Annotated in this window: 13 protein-coding genes; 8 read left to right on the top strand and 5 right to left on the bottom strand. The window is 67.2% G+C overall.

Going from position 1 to position 16,870, the window contains the following annotated elements; translation table 11 throughout:
* Genes IB278_RS07185 through xylB form a run of 4 tightly spaced genes read left to right on the top strand, consistent with a single transcriptional unit; the run spans position 1 to position 4,122 of the window.
* Entirely contained in the window at positions 1-672 is a 672-nt protein-coding gene (locus IB278_RS07185; protein ID WP_192323060.1) for a transaldolase family protein, read from the top strand.
* Between the two features lie 20 nt (positions 673-692).
* Complete coding sequence (locus tag IB278_RS07180) at positions 693-1,661, top strand: carbohydrate kinase family protein (protein ID WP_192323059.1); 969 nt, start codon at positions 693-695, stop codon at positions 1,659-1,661.
* A 13-nt stretch (positions 1,662-1,674) separates the two neighbouring features.
* Complete coding sequence (locus tag IB278_RS07175) at positions 1,675-2,613, top strand: AraC family transcriptional regulator (RefSeq protein WP_192323058.1); 939 nt, start codon at positions 1,675-1,677, stop codon at positions 2,611-2,613.
* A 39-nt stretch (positions 2,614-2,652) separates the two neighbouring features.
* Positions 2,653-4,122, top strand: a complete 1,470-nt coding sequence (gene xylB, locus IB278_RS07170; RefSeq protein ID WP_192323057.1) for a xylulokinase — start codon at positions 2,653-2,655, stop codon at positions 4,120-4,122.
* A 154-nt stretch (positions 4,123-4,276) separates the two neighbouring features.
* Here xylB and groL read toward each other — a convergent pair whose 3' ends face one another.
* The 5 genes from groL to IB278_RS07145 form a co-directional block, all read right to left on the bottom strand.
* Positions 4,277-5,929, bottom strand: coding sequence for a chaperonin GroEL (groL, locus tag IB278_RS07165; RefSeq protein ID WP_028259335.1), 1,653 nt, complete (start codon positions 5,927-5,929; stop codon positions 4,277-4,279).
* 30 nt (positions 5,930-5,959) lie between these two features.
* A complete protein-coding gene (locus IB278_RS07160) occupies positions 5,960-6,250 on the bottom strand; it encodes a co-chaperone GroES (RefSeq protein ID WP_018907465.1) in 291 nt (96 codons plus the stop codon).
* Positions 6,251-6,419: 169 nt separating this feature from the next.
* Positions 6,420-7,169, bottom strand: coding sequence for a DUF4198 domain-containing protein (locus IB278_RS07155; RefSeq protein ID WP_225612784.1), 750 nt, complete (start codon positions 7,167-7,169; stop codon positions 6,420-6,422).
* A 47-nt stretch (positions 7,170-7,216) separates the two neighbouring features.
* On the bottom strand, positions 7,217-9,322 hold the full coding sequence (locus IB278_RS07150) for a TonB-dependent siderophore receptor (RefSeq protein ID WP_192323056.1): 2,106 nt from the start codon (positions 9,320-9,322) through the stop codon (positions 7,217-7,219).
* 66 nt (positions 9,323-9,388) lie between these two features.
* The gene (locus tag IB278_RS07145; RefSeq protein WP_192323055.1) at positions 9,389-10,993 is read right to left on the bottom strand and encodes a phospholipase D family protein; all 1,605 of its coding nucleotides are present in this window, start codon (positions 10,991-10,993) and stop codon (positions 9,389-9,391) included.
* A gap of 184 nt (positions 10,994-11,177) precedes the next feature.
* On the opposite strand from IB278_RS07145, the gene IB278_RS07140 reads away from it, so the two are divergent.
* From IB278_RS07140 to IB278_RS07125, 4 genes are all read left to right on the top strand, one after another.
* Positions 11,178-13,280 carry a TonB-dependent siderophore receptor gene (locus IB278_RS07140; RefSeq protein WP_192323054.1) on the top strand — a complete coding sequence of 701 codons (2,103 nt, stop codon included), beginning with the start codon at positions 11,178-11,180 and terminating at the stop codon, positions 13,278-13,280.
* Between the two features lie 30 nt (positions 13,281-13,310).
* The gene (locus tag IB278_RS07135; RefSeq protein WP_145740966.1) at positions 13,311-14,498 is read left to right on the top strand and encodes a PepSY-associated TM helix domain-containing protein; all 1,188 of its coding nucleotides are present in this window, start codon (positions 13,311-13,313) and stop codon (positions 14,496-14,498) included.
* Positions 14,495-14,677, top strand: coding sequence for a hypothetical protein (locus tag IB278_RS07130; protein WP_145740968.1), 183 nt, complete (start codon positions 14,495-14,497; stop codon positions 14,675-14,677). Before IB278_RS07135 ends, IB278_RS07130 begins: the two co-directional genes overlap by 4 nt.
* Positions 14,678-14,740: 63 nt before the next feature.
* Entirely contained in the window at positions 14,741-16,870 is a 2,130-nt protein-coding gene (locus tag IB278_RS07125; RefSeq protein WP_192323053.1) for a TonB-dependent receptor, read from the top strand.

Here is a 16,870-nt window from a genome sequence, read left to right as displayed (position 1 = left end):
ATGACCGAAGACTTCCATCTGTACCTCGACAGCGCGGACCTGGCCGAACTGAAGACTTGCCTGCCGCACCCGGTAGTGCACGGCGTGACGACCAACCCCACGCTGCTGCAGCGTGCGGGCATCGGCCGCGGCGAAGTGCCCGCTTTGCTGAAGCGCTGCATCGAACTGGGCGCGCGCCAGGTGCAGGCGCAGGTGTATTCGAGCGAGGTCGACGGCATGCTCGAAGACGCGGATGCCTTGCTCTCGCACTTCGACCGGGGCCAGCTGGTGGTGAAGATCCCCGCCACGCGCCAGGGCCTGGATGCCGGCGCGCGGCTCATCGCGCAAGGCGTGCCCGTCACGTGGACAGCCGTCTATGCGCCCGAGCAGGCGCACTTCGCCGCGCAACTGGGCGCGGCCTACGCGGCACCGTACCTCGGCCGGCTCGACGATGCCGGGGTCGACGGGCTCGCGCTGATCGCGCAGATGCAGGCGCTGATCGCGCAGCGGCCTTCTTCGGGTACGCGGCTGCTGGTGGCCAGCATCCGCTCGCGCGAAGCCTATCTTTCGCTGCTGGCGCTGGGCGTGGGCGCCATCACGATCCCGCCGCGCCTCTTTGCCGAACTGCTCGACCACCCCGCCACGCTGGCCGCGGAGCGCGGCTTCCTGGCCGATGCGCGCACCTTGCCCTGAGAGAAGAGAATCCGAGAACCATGCGCATTGCACTCACGGGCGAAGCCCTCATCGATTTCACCGCCAGCGAGGCCGGCACGCTCGCGTTCCTGGGCCACGAGGGCGGCTCGCCGCTCAACACCGCCGTGGCCTGCGCGCGCCTTGGCCAGCCCACCGGCTTTCTCACGCAGCTGTCGACCGACCTGTTCGGCGAACGGCTGATGGGCTTTCTCGAACGCAACGGCGTCGACACCAGCTTCATCCTGCGCAGCAATGCGCCGTCGACGCTGGCCTTCGTCGAGCGCACGCCGCGGACCAACCGCTATGCCTTCTACACGCGCGGCAGCGCCGACGCCACCTGGGCGCCCGAACCGCTGCCGCAGTTGCCGGCGGAGTGCCGCTTCCTGCATTTCGGCTCGATCTCGATGCTGCAGGAGCCGGCGGCCACGCGCATTGCCGAGCTGGTCACGGCCAGCGCCGGGCGCCGCGTGATCGTGTTCGACCCGAACGTGCGTCCCAGCCTGATTCCCGACATGGCCGCCTACCGCGAGCGCGTGACGGGCTGGCTCGCCATGGCCGACCTCGTCAAGCTCAGCGACGAGGACGCCGAACTGCTCGCCCCCGGCCAGCCGGTCGATGCGCTGGCCGCGGAATGCCTCCAGGCCGGCGCGCACGCCGTGGTCGTCACGCGCGGCGGCGCGGGCGCCACACTTTGGCGCACGGGGCACGCGCCCCTCACCGTGGCGGCGCCGCAGGTCCAGGTGGTCGACACCATCGGCGCGGGCGACACCTTCACGGCCGGACTCTCGGTGGCGCTGCTCGCGCACGGCGTCGAGCACCCGGCCCGGCTCGGCGAACTGGGCGACGACGCCTGGCGCGAAGTGATGCGCTTCGCCGCCACCGCCGCCGCACTCAACTGCACCCGCGAAGGTGCCGATCCGCCCACGCTCGACGCGGTGCACGCCGCGCTGGCGCAGGAAGACAATGGGGCCGTCGCTTCCCGGCCCTGACCCCCGTGCTGCCATGACAACGTCCACACGCAAACGCTCGATTCCCCGTCAGCGCCAACCCGAGCTGGAGCGTGACATTGCGCGCTCGCCGTCGCTGGGCTACGAGGCCCCCGAAACCGGCCTGGTGCGCTGCCTGGCGCACGGCTTTCCGAGCCCGCTGGTGCGATGGCATTTCCATGAAGACTACGAGCTGCACCTGATCACCGAGACCTCTGGCAAGGCCTTCATCGGCGACTGGATCGGGCCGTTCCAGCCCGGGCACCTCGTGCTGTGCGGGCCGCGGCTGCCGCACAACTGGATCTCGCTCGACGTGCCCGAAGGCGGCGCCGCGGGACGCGACCGGGTGATCCAGTTCCGCCACGAGCCCATCGAGCGCGCCGCGGCCGAGATTCCGGAACTGCGCGAGGTGATGCAGCTGTTCGAGCGCGCGCGCCATGGCATCGAGTTCTTCGGCATGTCGCAGCAGGCGCAGGCGCACTGGGACAACATCAAGGCCGCGCGCGGCGTGCGCCGGCTCGGGCTGTTCCTCGAGTTCATGGCCGACCTCGCGCAGTGCACCGACTACCGGCTGCTTTCGAGCGTGCAGATGCAGGGCGCGCAAGGCATCGAGGGCGACGCCCAGGTCGACCAGATCAACGATATCGTCAACCGCATCACCAGCAACATGGCGGAGCCGATTTCCATGTCGGAGGTGGCGGCCGAACTGGGCATGAGCGAAAGCCGCTTCAGCCGCTTCTTCCGGCGCTCCACCGGCAACAGCTTCACCGACTTCGTCAACCGGGTGCGCATCAACAGCGCCTGCCACCTGCTGATGCAGACCGACCATTACGTGACCGACATCTGCTATCAGGTCGGCTTCAACAACGTGGCCAACTTCAACCGCCGCTTCCTCGAGATCAAGGGCATGACGCCGAGCGAGTTCAGGCGCCAGGCCGACACGCGGTTCGGCTGACCACAGGCTTTTTCCAAGGCGCAATCAGGGGGCACCATCTTGTATCTGGGACTCGACCTCGGCACGTCCGAGCTCAAGGCGCTGCTGCTCGCCGACGATCACCGCATCGTCGGCGTGGCACGCGCGCCGCTCACCGTCGAGCGGCCGCAGCCGCTCTGGTCGGAGCAGGCGCCGAGCCAATGGTGGCATGCGCTCGAGGAGGCGATGCGCGCGCTCGGAAAGTCGCATCCCGAGGAACTGGCGGCCGTGCGCGCCATCGGCTTGTCGGGCCAGATGCATGGCGCCACGCTGCTGGACGCCGCCGGCGAGGTGCTGCGACCCGCCATCCTCTGGAACGACGGACGCAGCGGCCCGCAGTGCGAGGCGCTGGCGCGTACCGTGCCGCGGCTGGGCGAGATCGCGGGCAACCTCGCGATGCCTGGCTTCACCGCGCCCAAGCTGCTGTGGGTGCGCGAGCACGAGCCCGACATCTTCGAGCGCGTGGCGCGCGTGCTGTTGCCGAAAGACTGGCTGCGCTTCATGCTCAGCGGCGAGGCCGTCAGCGAAATGTCCGATGCGGCCGGCACGCTGTGGCTCGACGTCGGCGCGCGCGACTGGTCCGACGAACTGCTCGCGGCCACTGGGCTCACGCGCGGCCACATGCCGCGGCTGGTCGAGGGCAGTGCAGTGTCGGCGCGGCTCAAGCCCGAGCTGGCCGCGCGCTGGGGTGTGGGCAGCAGCACCGTGCTCATTGCTGGCGGCGCGGGCGACAACGCCGCCAGCGCCGTCGGCATGGGGCTGGTGGAGCCGGGGCAGGGCTTCGTGTCGCTCGGCACCTCGGGCGTGGTGTTCGTCTCGACCGACCGTTTTTTGCCCAACCCCGCGCAGGCGATGCACGCCTTCTGCCATGCGCTGCCCGGGCGCTGGCACCAGATGTCGGTGATGCTTTCGGCCGCGAGCGCCGTGAGCTGGGCCGCCAAGGCATTCAAGTTCGCCGATGAGGCGGCATTGCTCGAAGCTGCCGCGTCGGTTGCACCGGCACAGCGCGAACGTTGCCCGTTGTTCCTGCCGTATCTCTCGGGCGAGCGTTCTCCGCACAACAACCCGAACGCGCAGGGCGTGCTGTTCGGGCTCACGCATGCGCACGGTCCGGCGGAGATCGCCTATGCCGTGGTCGAGGGCGTGAGCTTCGGGTTGCGCGACGGCTTCGACACCCTGCGCCTGCCGGCCGGCATGCCGCTGCGCGAAGTGGCGCTGGTGGGCGGCGGCGCGCGCAGCGTCTGGTGGGGCCAGTTGCTGGCCGACATCTTCGAGGTGCCGCTCACGCTCTATGCGGGCAGCGAGACAGGTGGGGCGCTGGGTGCGGCTCGCCTTGCCTGGCTGGCCGACGGAGGCACCGTGGCCGAGGTGTGCACGCTGCCGCCGGTCAAGCAGCGGCTCGTGCCCTCGCAAGACGGCGCCACCGCGCACGCGGCACGCCATGCGCGCTTCAAGCGCCTCTACACAGCATTGCGCGATCAGTTCCGATGAGCGCCGCATTGTGAAGCGCCCATAAAAAAACCCGTCGAGAGACGGGTTTTTTTATTCGGGAGACACCGCGGATCCGGCTCCGCCGGTCCGCAGGTGTCGCCCCTGGAGGGGGAGGCGGCTACACGCAGTAGTGAGCCGCTTCGGGGGTGGGCAATTACATGCCCATGCCGCCCATGCCACCCATGCCGCCCATGTCGGGCATGCCGCCGCCAGCACCGGCTTCTTCCTTCGGTGCGTCGGCGACCATGGCTTCGGTCGTCAGCAGCAGCGAGGACACCGAGGCGGCGTTCTGCAGTGCGGTGCGGGTGACCTTCGTCGGGTCCAGGATGCCCAGCTCGAGCATGTCGCCGTACGTGTCGTTCGCAGCGTTGAAGCCGTAGTTGCCCTTGCCGGCCAACACCGCGTTCACCACCACCGAGGCTTCGCCGCCGGCGTTGTTCACGATTTCGCGCAGGGGTGCTTCGATGGCCTTGAGCACCAGCTTGATGCCGGCGTCCTGGTCAGCGTTGTCGCCCTTGATCGAGTCGCCCACGGCTTGCTTGGCACGCAGCAGAGCCACGCCGCCGCCAGCCACGACGCCTTCTTCCACTGCAGCGCGGGTGGCGTGCAGGGCGTCTTCGACGCGAGCCTTCTTTTCCTTCATTTCGACTTCGGTGGCAGCGCCAACCTTGATCACTGCAACGCCGCCGGCCAGCTTGGCCACGCGCTCTTGCAGCTTTTCACGGTCGTAGTCGCTGGTGGCTTCCTCGATCTGCACGCGCACTTGCTTCACGCGGGCTTCGATGTCGGCTGCAGCGCCCGAACCGTCGATGATGATGGTGTTTTCCTTGCCCACTTCGATGCGCTTGGCCTGGCCCAGGTCGGCCAGCGTCACCTTCTCGAGCGTCAGGCCCACTTCTTCAGCGATGACCTTGCCGCCCGTCAGGATGGCGATGTCTTCCAGCATGGCCTTGCGGCGGTCGCCGAAGCCAGGTGCCTTGACGGCGACGACCTTCAGGATGCCGCGGATCGTGTTCACGACCAAGGTAGCCAGGGCTTCGCCCTCGACTTCTTCGGCAATGATCAGCAGCGGACGGCCGGCCTTGGCGACTTGTTCCAGCGTGGGGAGCAGGTCGCGGATGTTGCTGATCTTCTTGTCGAACAGCAGCACGAAGGGGTTGTCCAACAGCGCCGATTGCTTCTCGGGGTTGTTGATGAAGTAGGGCGACAGGTAGCCGCGGTCGAACTGCATGCCTTCGACGACGTCGAGTTCGCTGTCCAGCGACTTGCCGTCTTCCACGGTGATCACGCCTTCCTTGCCGACCTTGTCCATCGCGTCAGCGATGAGCTTGCCGATGGTTTCGTCGCTGTTGGCCGAGATCGAGCCGACTTGAGCGATTTCCTTCGACGTGGTGGTGGGCTTCGAAGCCTTCTTCAGCTCGGCGACCAGGGCCGTGACGGCCTTGTCGATGCCGCGCTTCAGGTCCATCGGGTTCATGCCGGCAGCCACCAGCTTGAAACCTTCGCGAACGATGGCCTGGGCCAGCACGGTCGCGGTGGTGGTGCCGTCACCGGCGTTGTCCGAAGTCTTGGAGGCCACTTCCTTCACGAGCTGGGCGCCCATGTTCTGGAGCTTGTCCTTGAGTTCGATTTCCTTGGCGACCGACACACCGTCCTTGGTGACGGTCGGGGCGCCGAACGAGCGCTCGAGCACCACGTTGCGGCCCTTGGGGCCCAGGGTCACCTTGACGGCGTTGGCGAGGATGTTGACACCCTCGACCATGCGTGCGCGGGCTTCACCGCCGAAGACTACGTCTTTTGCTGCCATGTTTTATTACTCCGAATGGGGATGGATGGATTACTTCTCGACGACTGCGAACAGGTCGTCTTCCTTCATGACCAGCAGTTCGTCGCCATCGACCTTGACGGTCTGGCCGCTGTACTTGCCGAACAGGACGCGGTCGCCGACCTTGACGGTCAGTGCGGTCAGGTCGCCCTTGTCGGTGCGCTTGCCGGGGCCGACGGCCAGGACTTCACCCTGGTCGGGCTTTTCGGCGGCTGCGTCGGGGATGACGATGCCGGAGGCGGTCTTGGTTTCGCTGTCAACACGCTTGACGATCACGCGATCGGCCAAAGGACGAAGTTTCATTGCATCTCCTGGATAAGAAACGGGGTTGTGGTCGGGCGCCGGCGGGAAAGACCGGCAGCCCATCGACTGGAAGCGAGGCTTTGTTAGCACTCATCAGCAGCGAGTGCTAATCATAAGGGCAATCGGGGGAGTTTCAAGGGCCCGGGCGCGCATCTGCGGCGCTGCCCGCCTATTCCGGCGCGTGCGACAGCACAAAGGAGAGCGATGTCAGGTGCTCCACCTTGTCGGTCTTGAGGGGATCTTCCGGCGGTGCGGCCCACTGGGCGGTGACGACGTTCAGCCCCTGGTTTCGCACCTTGATGACCACACTGCCGTCGGCGCCGCTTTCCATGGGCCTGGCGTCGGGATCGTTGACGAAATCACTCAGCACCAGGGCGCCCGCCACGGGCTTGCCCTGGTAGAGCACGCGCAGGCGCAGGTCTTGCCCGAGCTTCTCGGGCAGGGCGGCATCGACCGGGACGATCTGCAGCGCATGCCCGGGCAGCGGCGGCAAGGCATTGCGCAGCGGGCTGCGCAGATGCACCGCATATTTGAAGTTGTGGCCGCTCGTGAGCGCGCCGGGAACTTCGTTCTTGCCCTTCTTGAGCCATTTGCCTTCCGGCGTCTTGCTCCAGATGCCGTTGTCGAGCACCGCTGCGACGATGGCGGGTTTCTCCTTGGTGTCCACAAGCAGCAGGCGCCCGTTCACCTCCAGGGCGGTCGGCACGGGCTTCCCGTATGCGTCATAGGCGCTGACCGCGGTGATCAGCGGCTGCCGCTTGACCGTATCCAGGTCGTCGGCGCCCTCGCCATAGATCAATGCGAGATCGCCCGAGCGCTGGGCAAACCAGATGCCGTGCGCCTGCGCGCCCGCGGAAGAAAGTACGGCCGCCGCTGCGAGCGTGGCCAGGGCGGCGATTCGGTGCAGCCTGTTCATCATTGGGAGTCCAGTCGAAAAAATGCGGATACGGGGTGAATGCACGGGCTTCAGAGGTCCAGCTTCAGGCTGGCCACGACGCTGCGCCTGGCGCCCGGAATCACGTACAGGTTGCCCCACGAGGCGGTGTAGTAGTTCCGGTTGAAGAGGTTGTGCACGTCGATCGACACGCGGGCGGTCTTGTTGATCTGCCAGAAGCTCACCAGCTTGACGGTGGTGTAGGCCGGCAGCGCGTAGGTGTCGGCGCTGTTGCCCGAACGGTTGCCGACGTAGTTGATGCCGGCACCGATTCCATAGCGGCTGCCGTCGGCCAGCGCATCCTCGCGGATGGCGAACAGGCCGGCGCTCGTCTTCGGGATGTTCACGATGCGTGTGCCGGGCGCCAGCGTTGCGTCCTTCGAGATCCGGGCGTCAACGTACGCGAAATTTCCGCTCACCCGCCAGTTCCTGTCGATCTGGCCATAGACGTCGGCCTCGAAGCCGCTGCTCTTGACCTCGCCGGCCGCCACGGAGAAGCCGGGCGTGTCGCTGGCCGTCAGCACGTTCGTCTTCTTGATGTCGAACACGGCCAGGTTGGCGCCCAGGCGCTGGTCCGGCGTCTGCAGCTTCACGCCGGCCTCCAGCGCGGTGGAGCGCTGCGGATCGAAGGCCTGGCCGTTCTTGTCGGTGCCGCTGTTGCCGCGAAACGACTTGCCGGCGGAGACGTACCAGGAACTCCAGTCGTTCGGCAGGTAGGTGAGGCCTGCGCGCGGCGAAACGGCATCGTGCTTCTGGGCGCTGTTGCGGTTCACGCGGTCCTCGATGCTCTGCCTGAAGTGGTCGTAGCGGGCGCCCACCAGCAGCTTCCACTGCGGCGACAGGCTGATCTGGTCTTGCAGGAAAACGGCGCTCGCGCGCTGGTGCTCGTCCGAACTGGAAGTGAGCGAGGTGAGCGGCGGCCGGGGCCTGCCATAGACGGGCTGGTAGATGTCGATCGGGTAGTTGCCCGAGCGGAGGATTTCGGTGTTCATCCACAGCCTGGACGCTTCCACGCCGACCAGCAGCGTATGGGCCAGCGCGCCGGTCGTGAACTTGCCTTCCAGCTCCGCCTGGAAAGAAGTGTCGCGCGACGGCAGCTGGCGCCAGGTGGCGCGGCGGTTGAGCGTCCGGTTGTCGCTGGCCAGGGAAGTCGCTTCGGTGTAGTTGCCGGAGAAGGTGCTTTCCTTGTAGCTCGCACCGATGCGCGCGCGCCAGTTTTCCGACAGCTGGCGGTCCAGCGTGAGCTGGTGGGTATTGCTGGTGAGCGTCATGTTGCCGTCGCCGGGTTCGTTGAGCACCCGGTCGCGCGGCAGGGTTCCGAGCAGGCCGCGAACGTTGATCAGCCCGCGGTCCAGCGGCGTTTTCGAACGCAGGAATTCGGACTCGTAGTTGAGCACTGTCTTGTCGTCGATGACCCAGGTCAGCGCCGGCGCGACCAGGGTGCGCCTGTTGCTCAGCAGGTCGCTTCGGCTGTCGCCTTCTTCCACCGCCAGGTTCAGCCGGTAGGCCACGTTGCGGCTCAGCGCGCCGGTGCTGTCCAGCGTGCTGCGGCGCAGGCCCTGGCTGCCGATGCTGAAGTCGGCCGTGTTGCGACGCGTGAATTCCGGCTTTTTCGTGACGATGTTGATGGTGCCGCCGGGCTCGCTGCTGCCGTAGACCGCCGAAGCCGGGCCCTTGAGGAACTCGAAGCGCTCGACCGTGGCGGTGTCGCGCGGCGGGTTGTAGCCGCGCGATCCGGGAAAGCCGTTGACCAGGAATCCCATGTCGGTACTGCTGAACCCGCGGATGCCGAAGTTGTCCCAGGTGCCACCGAAGTCGTTGAGGCGCGTGATCCCACTGACAAAACCCACCGTGTCGGCCAGGCGCGTCGCACCCATGTCTTCGATCAGCTGGCTGGAGACGATGCGCACCGATTGCGGCACCTCCCGCAGCGGCGTGCTGGTGCGCGTGGCGCCGCTGCTGGTCGTGGGGTTGTAGCCCCCGGATTCGGGCTCGGCGACAACATGCACTTCGGGCAGCGATGTGCTCGCAGGGTCCGGCTGTCCGGTGCCGGTGCCTTGTGCCATGGAGAGCGGGGAAATGGAAGCGAGGGGGAGCAGGGCAAAAGCGATGCGTGACGACCGGATGCGGGATCTCATTGAAATTTGTTGACGTTTTATTTACAGTTAATGAGAATAAATCTCATTACCTATTGTAGACGTCCGCTACAGCTGGTCGGTCGGCACGAACCAGGAAAACAGCAGCAGTTGCAGCCGCGTGAGCAGGCTCGAGTCGGGCTCGCTGTCGAGCACCTCGTTGTCCACGTCGCCGGTGCCTATCCATTGCACGTTCTCGCCGTCGGGCAGCAGCACGACGCGGTAGACGCCCTCGATGTCGTCGAGCTGGTAGGCATAGAGAAGCGCCTGGGTCAGCTCGAAACTTCGCACGCGAACGCCGAACTCGGTGTTCAGCCGCGCCGAGCGCGGGTCGAGGTTCATGGAGCCCAGCAGCACCCATTCGCGGTCGACCAGCGCGAGCTTGGCGTGCAGCCGGCCGCGCGCCTTCTTGAGCAGGTCGCGCAACTGCCGGTTGCGCTTGAGCTGCCGGGTGCTGACCTCGTACAGGTTCACGCCCAGCTTCAGCATGTCGACGCGATAGCGGTTGTAGTTGATGTTGACCAGCGGCTCGTCGCTGTCGGCCAGCGAATTGGTGATGACACTGATGCGCACGCCGCGCGCCCGGCCCTCGCGGATGCGCACCATGCCTTCCTCGCCCGGAATGAAGTAGGGCGAGATCACCACCACGTCCGAACGCGCCGTGGCGGTCATTTCATGGAAACGCGCGGCCAGCGATTCGGCCGGTGACGCGAGGGTGCCCAGCGCCTTGTTGGGGCTGTCGGCCGCGGCATGGGCGTCGGCGCGCATCCACTTCATGCGGCCGACGTCGGCCAACTGGGCGCCGAGCGGCGGATCGCCCATCAGGTCGGTGCCCTGCAGGGCGGCGGGCGGCGGGGCATGGACCGGCGAGGTGGCGGCTTCGAACTCGGACTTCAGCGCCTCCGGGGTGCCGCTGGCGTTGGCGATCCGCTGGAGCGGGTAGACGACGTCGCTGTTCCAGTAGGTGTCGAAGATGCGGGCGGCCTCCGGAACCACGGGGCCGGCCATGATCAGTTCGAAGTCGATGAAGTTGGCGCCCTCGCTGCGCAGGAAATACTCGTCGGCCAGGTTGCGGCCGCCGGCAATGGCCATGGCGCCATCGGCCACGAAGAGTTTGTTGTGCATGCGATGGTTGAGGCGGCGGAAATCGCCGAAGAATTCCATCCAGCGCGTGGCCGAATGGTCGCGGGCGTTCACGAAGGGGTTGAACAGCCGGACTTCGGCGTTGGGTTCCGCGGCCAGGCCGAGCAGGAGGCGGTCCATGCCGGCCGTGTAGAAGTCGTCGAGCAGCAGGCGCACCCGCACGCCGCGCCGCGCGGCATCGCGCAATTCGCGCAGCAGCAGGCGGCCGGTCTTGTCGTTGCCGAGCTGATAGGTCTGTACGTCCAGCGAGGCCTGCGCCCGCCGCATCAGCTCGAAGCGCGCATCGAGCGCAAAGGAGGCCTCCACCAGCGGCCGGATGCTCGACAGGCCGTCGTGCGCGTCGTCCAGGCTGGCCGCGGCGCGGCCGAGCGCGGTGGAAGGGGAGGCGGCAATCGAGAGCGTTGGCGGCTCGGGCGTGCGCGGAGGCAGGCCGGCGCAGCCTGCGAGCACCCAGGCGATGCCGGTGGCCACCAGCCAGAGCGCCAGGCCGCGCAGCGCAGGAAACGAAGAGGCGATGAGCTTGTCGGGCATGGGGCCTGCGGACGCACACGACGTGCGGCCGGGATCGTAGCCGCTTTGCCTTGTGGCGCGCCGCACCGTCGGCGCGAGCGCTGCAGGAACGCCCCCTTGTCCAGGCGGGGAAATCGGAACAAATGAGACTTTATAACTATTAGAATGCGAATCGTTCTTAATAATGTTTCGGAGTGGAGAAGGAATGAAGAGGTTCATGGCGGGGCGCAAGGTCGCATCGGTGCTGGCAGGCTGCATGGCGATTTACGTGCATCACCAGGTTCTGGCCCAGACCACGGCGCCTGGCGCCCTGCCGGAAGTGAAGATCGATGCAAGCGCCGAGCTCGAAACCGCGACTTCGCCGGTGATCGGCTACCGCGCCAGGAACGCCGCCACCGCCACCAAGACCGACACGCCGCTGGCAGAAACGCCTCAGTCCGTGACCGTGGTCACGCGCGACCAGATGGTGGATCAGGGCGCAACCAACGTGCAGGACGCGCTCAACTACGCGGCCGGCGTGCGCTCCGATGCCTATGGCCAGGATTCGCGGACCGACTCCGTGCGCATCCGGGGCGCCACGCCCGACGTCTACCTGGACGGCCTGCGCCAGTCCTATGGCTACTACACCAGCACCACGCGCACCGAGCCCTACACGCTGGAGCGGCTCGAAGTGCTGCGCGGCCCGGCGGGCATGCTGTTCGGCGCGGGCACGGCCGCGGGCGTGGTCAACATGGTCAGCAAGCGTCCGCTACAGGAAACCCAGCGCGAAGTGGGCGTGCAGTTCGGCAGCTTCGGCCGCAAGCAGGTCCAGGCCGACCTCACGGGGCCGCTGAATGCCGACGGCAGCCTGTCGTACCGGCTGATCGCATTGCAGCGCAAGTCGGACTCGCAGGTCGATTACGTGCCCGACGACCGCAGCGTCATTGCGCCTTCGCTGACCTGGCGGCCCAATGCGGCCACCTCGCTCACGTTGCAGGGGCTGTGGCAAAAGGACAAGAGCGGCAGCAGCTCCCAGTTCCTTCCGTGGGAGGGCACCTTGCTGCCGAACCCGAACGGGAGCATTCCCGCCAGCCGATTCATCGGCGAGCCGGGCTTCGACTACTACAACAGCGAACGCAAGACCTTCGGCTGGCAGTTCGAGCACAAGTTCAACGAGAACTGGCGCGTGCGGCAGAACTTCCGCTACGCGAAAAACGAGAACGACAACCGCTACCACTATGGCGCTGCCTTCAGCGGGGCCGAGAGCTGGGACGCCACCGATCCGATCTTCAAGCGCGTGCTCGGCCGCTACTACGACAGCTATCTCACACGCAACCGCACGCAGACGCTCGACAACCATGTCGAGGGCCATTTCGAAACCGGCGCGGTGAAGCACACGCTGCTGGTCGGGGCGGATTTTTCCAGGCAGCGCGAGAACGTGTGGGGCGCAACGACCTTCGACACCATCGACGTCTACGCGCCGGTGTACGGCCATGTCGACCTGCCCGAGCGCGTGGCGCTGCCGCGCACGCGCCAGCGCCAGACCGGCGTCTATCTGCAGGATCAGATCAAGCTCGACAACTGGATCTTCGTGGCGGGCCTGCGGCACGACAGGGCGGTGTCCAGCGCCGCCGGCAGCGACGAGCAGAAGAGCAGCGCGACCACCAAGCGCTTCGGCCTGATGTATGCCATGCCCTCGGGCTGGTCGCCGTATCTGAGCTATACCGAATCGTTCACGCCGCAGTCGCCGCGCAACGGGCAGATCTTCACGCCCTTGCGCGGCGAGCAATGGGAAGCCGGCGTGAAGTATGAGCCGAAGGACCGCGCGCTGGCATTCAGCGCGGCGGTCTACGATCTGCAGGAGAAGAACCAGATCACTTCGCCGTCGCCGAACGTGTACACGCAAGCCGGCAAGACCAAGACCAAGGGCGTCGAACTCGAGGCCAAGGGATCCATCGGCCCCAATCTCGATCTCATCGCACACTACAACTACACCGATGCCGACGAACAGATCGAGGGCCTGCCCAAGCACCAGGCAAGCGTCTGGGCCAAGTACCGCTTCTCGATCGGCGGCGTCAGCGGCTTCTCGGCCGGCGCCGGCGTGCGCGTGATGAGCTCGTTCCGCGACCTGCAATTCGGCGTGGGACCGCGCGTGCCGGGCGTTGCGCTGGCCGACCTCGTGTTCGCCTACGACACCGCGCAGTGGCGCTATGCGCTCAACATCAACAACGTGACGGACAAGGCGTATTTCAGCACCTGCCTGTCGCGCGGCGACTGCTGGTACGGCTCGCGCCGAAACATCGTGGCCAGCGCGACCTACCGTTTCTAACAGCTCACTTTCGACGAGGGCAGCAACGACATGAACAGCCGAAAGATCAAGACCTGGGCCTGGGTGCACAAGTGGAGCAGCCTCGTGTGCACCGTGTTCATGCTGCTCCTGTGCATCACGGGCCTGCCGCTGATCTTCCATCACGAGATCGGGCACCTGCTGGGCACCGAGGTCGAGTCGCCCAAGATGCCCGCGAACACGCCGCGCGTGAGCCTGGACCGCGTGCTCGAAACGGCGCGTGCGAAACACCCTGACCGCGTGGTGCAGTTCGTTTCGCAGCCCGAGGACGACGACGGCCTCTGGTTCGTCACGCTCACGCCAACGCCTGCGCCCACGGACGACTTCAAGTCGGTGGCGGTGGACGCGCGCACCGGCGCCGTGCTTGCCCAGCCCAAGCTCGACGAAGGCTTCATGTACGTGATGTTCAAGCTGCACGTCGACCTGTTTGCCGGACTCGCGGGCAAGCTGTTCCTGGGCTTCATGGGCCTGCTGCTGCTGGTGGCCATCGTCTCCGGCGTGGTGCTCTATGCGCCGTTCATGCGCAAGCTCGACTTCGGCACGGTGCGGCGCGAGAAGCGCCCGCGCCTGAAGTGGCTCGACCTGCACAACCTGCTGGGCATCGTCACGCTGGTCTGGCTGTTCGTGGTGGGCTCCACCGGCATGATCAACACCTGGGCCGACCTGGTCATCAAGTACTGGCAGTACGACCAGCTCAGCGCGCTTCTTGCGCCCTACAAGGACGAGCCGACGGTGCCGGTGGCCCAGCGCGCATCGGTGCAGCGCTCGATGGAGGTCGCGCTCCAGCAGACGCCCGGCATGAAGCTGTCCTTCGTCGCGTTCCCCGGCACCGCGTTCTCGAGCCCGCACCACACCACCTTCTTCATGCGCGGCAGCGAGCCCTTCACCTCGAAGCTGCTGCAGCCGGTGCTGGTCGATGCCAAGACGGCCCAGGTGACCGCCGCGCCGAAGATGCCCTGGTACCTGACGGCGCTGCTGGTGTCGCAGCCGCTGCACTTCGGCGACTACGGCGGCATGCCGATGCAGATCATCTGGGCGCTGCTCGACATCGCGACCATCATCGTGCTGGGCAGCGGGCTGTACCTGTGGCTCAAGCGCGGCAACAGCGTGCCTGCTGCGGCCTCGCCGGTGGGCCAGCGGCCGCCGCATGGTGGGCATCAGCAGCCTGATCCGGCGCCCGCCATGAAGGTGCAGGCATGAAGCCGCGCCACAGCTTCCGGCACATGTGGGGCTGGCCGATCGTGCTCGGCATGCTGACCACCTTCGGGCTGGTCTCGGCGCTGTTCAGCGACGGCGGCCTGGGAGACATGCTGGCCTGGTTTGCGCTGGGCATTCCCGTTGCCGTCTGCGGCTGGTACGGCTGGCGCAGAAGAAGCTGAATCCGGCCCGACCGGGTTCCTGCCAGTACGGGCAGGGGCGCGCGCCGACGCAGAATCGGCGCAATGAAGCCTGCACTTTCCGCTACCGCCACTGCCGCCGTCCGCCTGCTCCTGCTGGGAGTTCCGCTCGCCGCGGCGGCGCAGCAGGCCGACCGCGGCAGCCTGCCCGAAGTCACCGTCTCCACGCCGCGCGGCGAGGTCGCGCCGTTCAACGTGCCTGGCTCGGTGGACCGGGTCGATGGCGCCGAGATGCGCGACAGCCGGCTGCAGGTCAATCTTTCCGAAAGCCTGGGCGGCGTTCCGGGCCTGCAGGTGCAGAACCGCATGAACTATGCGCAGGACCTGCAGCTGTCGATCCGCGGCTTCGGCGCGCGTTCCACCTTCGGCGTGCGCGGCGTGCGGCTGTATGTCGACGGCATTCCCGCCACGCTGCCCGACGGCCAGGGCCAGACCTCCAACATCGACATCGGCTCGCTCGACCGCATCGAGATACTGCGGGGGCCGTTCTCGGCGCTCTACGGCAACTCGTCGGGCGGCGTGCTGCAGGCCTTCACCGCGTCGGGCGAGGGTGCGCCGCGGCTTTCGTACTCGGCGGCCGGAGGGAGCTTCGGCACCTGGCGCCAGTCGCTGCAGGCCAGCGGGTCGCAGGGCGCAGTCGACTACCTGCTGAACGCGAGCCGCTTCCAGACCGACGGCTGGCGCGAGCACAGTGCGGCACGGCGCGACATTGCGAACGGCAAGCTCGGCATCGCGCTGGACAACGGCGACAAACTCACGCTGGTGCTCAACAGCGTGCGCATCAGCGCGCAGGATCCGCTGGGGCTCACGGCCGGGCAGTACGCGCTGGCGCCGCGCAGCGCACCGCTCGCCACCCAGTTCGACACCCGCAAGACCGTGGAGCAGACCCAGGCCGGCCTGCTCTATGAACGGCGCATCGATGCCGCGCAGTCGCTGCGGCTCATGGTCTACGGCGGCGAGCGCAAGACCGTGCAGTACCAGTCGATTCCGCCGTCGGCGCAACAGAACCCGCTGCATGCGGGCGGCGTGATCGACCTCACGCGCCAGTACGGCGGGCTCGATCTGCGCTGGACCGCCGCGCTGCAACTGGCCGACCGGCCGCTCGAACTGGTGGCGGGCCTGGGCTACGACAGCCTGCGCGAACAGCGCCGCGGCTACGAGAACTACCTCGGCCGCGTGGCTTCGCCCGTGCTGGGCGTGCAGGGGCGACTGCGGCGCAGCGAACGCAACGAGGTCTGGAATCTCGACCCTTACGCGCAGGCCACCTGGCGCCTCGCGGAGCAATGGACGCTCGAGGCCGGCGTGCGCCGCAGCAGCGTGCACTTCGATTCGCAGGACCGCTACATCGTGGGCGCCAACCGCGACGACAGCGGCAGCGCGCGCTACAGCAAGACGTTGCCCGTGGCCTCGCTGCGCTACCAGGCCACGCCCGATCTCGCGCTGTATGGCTCGATCGGCCGCGGCTTCGAGACGCCGACGCTCAACGAGCTTTCCTACCGCGCGGGCGTTGCCAGCGGGCTCAACTTCGCGCTGCGGCCCTCGGTCAACGTCAGCGTCGAACTGGGCGCGAAGGCGCGGTTGGGCGGAGGGCTGCTGACGGCGGCGCTGTTCCAGACCCGCACGCGCGACGAGATCGTGACCGACACCAACATCGGCGGCCGCGCCACTTTCCAGAACGCGGGCCGCACGCGGCGCAACGGCTTCGAGCTGGCCTGGCAGCACGAAACGGCCGACCACTGGCGCACCCAGCTGGCCTACACCTGGCTTGACGCGCGCTACCGTGATGCCTTCTGCTCGCCGTCGCCCTGCGCGGCATCCAACACGGTGGCGGCGGGCAACCGCATTCCGGGGATCGCGCGGCAATCGCTCTTCGCATCGCTGGGCTGGGTGCCGCCCGAAGGCTGGCGCGCCGGCGTCGAGATGCGCGCGCTCGGGCGCATGCAGGCCAACGACGCCAACACCGCCAGCGCGCCGGGCTATGCCGTCGCCGCGCTGTACGCCGGCTACCTGAAGAAGTGGGAGCGCTGGGAGTTCAACGCCTTTGCGCGCGTCGACAACCTGTTCGACCGCCGCTACGTGGGTTCGCTGATCGTCAACGAGGGCAACGCGCGCTACTACGAGCCCGCGCCGGGCCGCAACTGGACGGTGGGCCTGAGCGGGGCCTACCGCTTCTGA

The sequence above is a fragment of the Variovorax sp. VRV01 genome (genome assembly GCF_014852545.1).
Classification (GTDB): Bacteria; Pseudomonadota; Gammaproteobacteria; order Burkholderiales; family Burkholderiaceae_C; genus Variovorax; species Variovorax beijingensis_A.
The sequence above is the reverse complement of the archived record's forward strand: the minus strand, read 5'-3'. Positions and strand labels throughout refer to the sequence as shown.

Coding starts and splice junctions, on each gene's coding strand:
- IB278_RS07185 (WP_192323060.1), top strand. CDS start 1: ATGACCGAAGACTTCCATCTGTACCTCGACAGCGCGGACCTGGCCGAA.
- IB278_RS07180 (WP_192323059.1), top strand. CDS start 693: ATGCGCATTGCACTCACGGGCGAAGCCCTCATCGATTTCACCGCCAGC.
- IB278_RS07175 (WP_192323058.1), top strand. CDS start 1,675: ATGACAACGTCCACACGCAAACGCTCGATTCCCCGTCAGCGCCAACCC.
- groL (WP_028259335.1), bottom strand. CDS start 5,929: ATGGCAGCAAAAGACGTAGTCTTCGGCGGTGAAGCCCGCGCACGCATG.
- IB278_RS07160 (WP_018907465.1), bottom strand. CDS start 6,250: ATGAAACTTCGTCCTTTGGCCGATCGCGTGATCGTCAAGCGTGTTGAC.
- IB278_RS07155 (WP_225612784.1), bottom strand. CDS start 7,169: ATGATGAACAGGCTGCACCGAATCGCCGCCCTGGCCACGCTCGCAGCG.
- IB278_RS07150 (WP_192323056.1), bottom strand. CDS start 9,322: ATGAGATCCCGCATCCGGTCGTCACGCATCGCTTTTGCCCTGCTCCCC.
- IB278_RS07145 (WP_192323055.1), bottom strand. CDS start 10,993: ATGCCCGACAAGCTCATCGCCTCTTCGTTTCCTGCGCTGCGCGGCCTG.
- IB278_RS07140 (WP_192323054.1), top strand. CDS start 11,178: ATGAAGAGGTTCATGGCGGGGCGCAAGGTCGCATCGGTGCTGGCAGGC.
- IB278_RS07135 (WP_145740966.1), top strand. CDS start 13,311: ATGAACAGCCGAAAGATCAAGACCTGGGCCTGGGTGCACAAGTGGAGC.
- IB278_RS07130 (WP_145740968.1), top strand. CDS start 14,495: ATGAAGCCGCGCCACAGCTTCCGGCACATGTGGGGCTGGCCGATCGTG.
- IB278_RS07125 (WP_192323053.1), top strand. CDS start 14,741: ATGAAGCCTGCACTTTCCGCTACCGCCACTGCCGCCGTCCGCCTGCTC.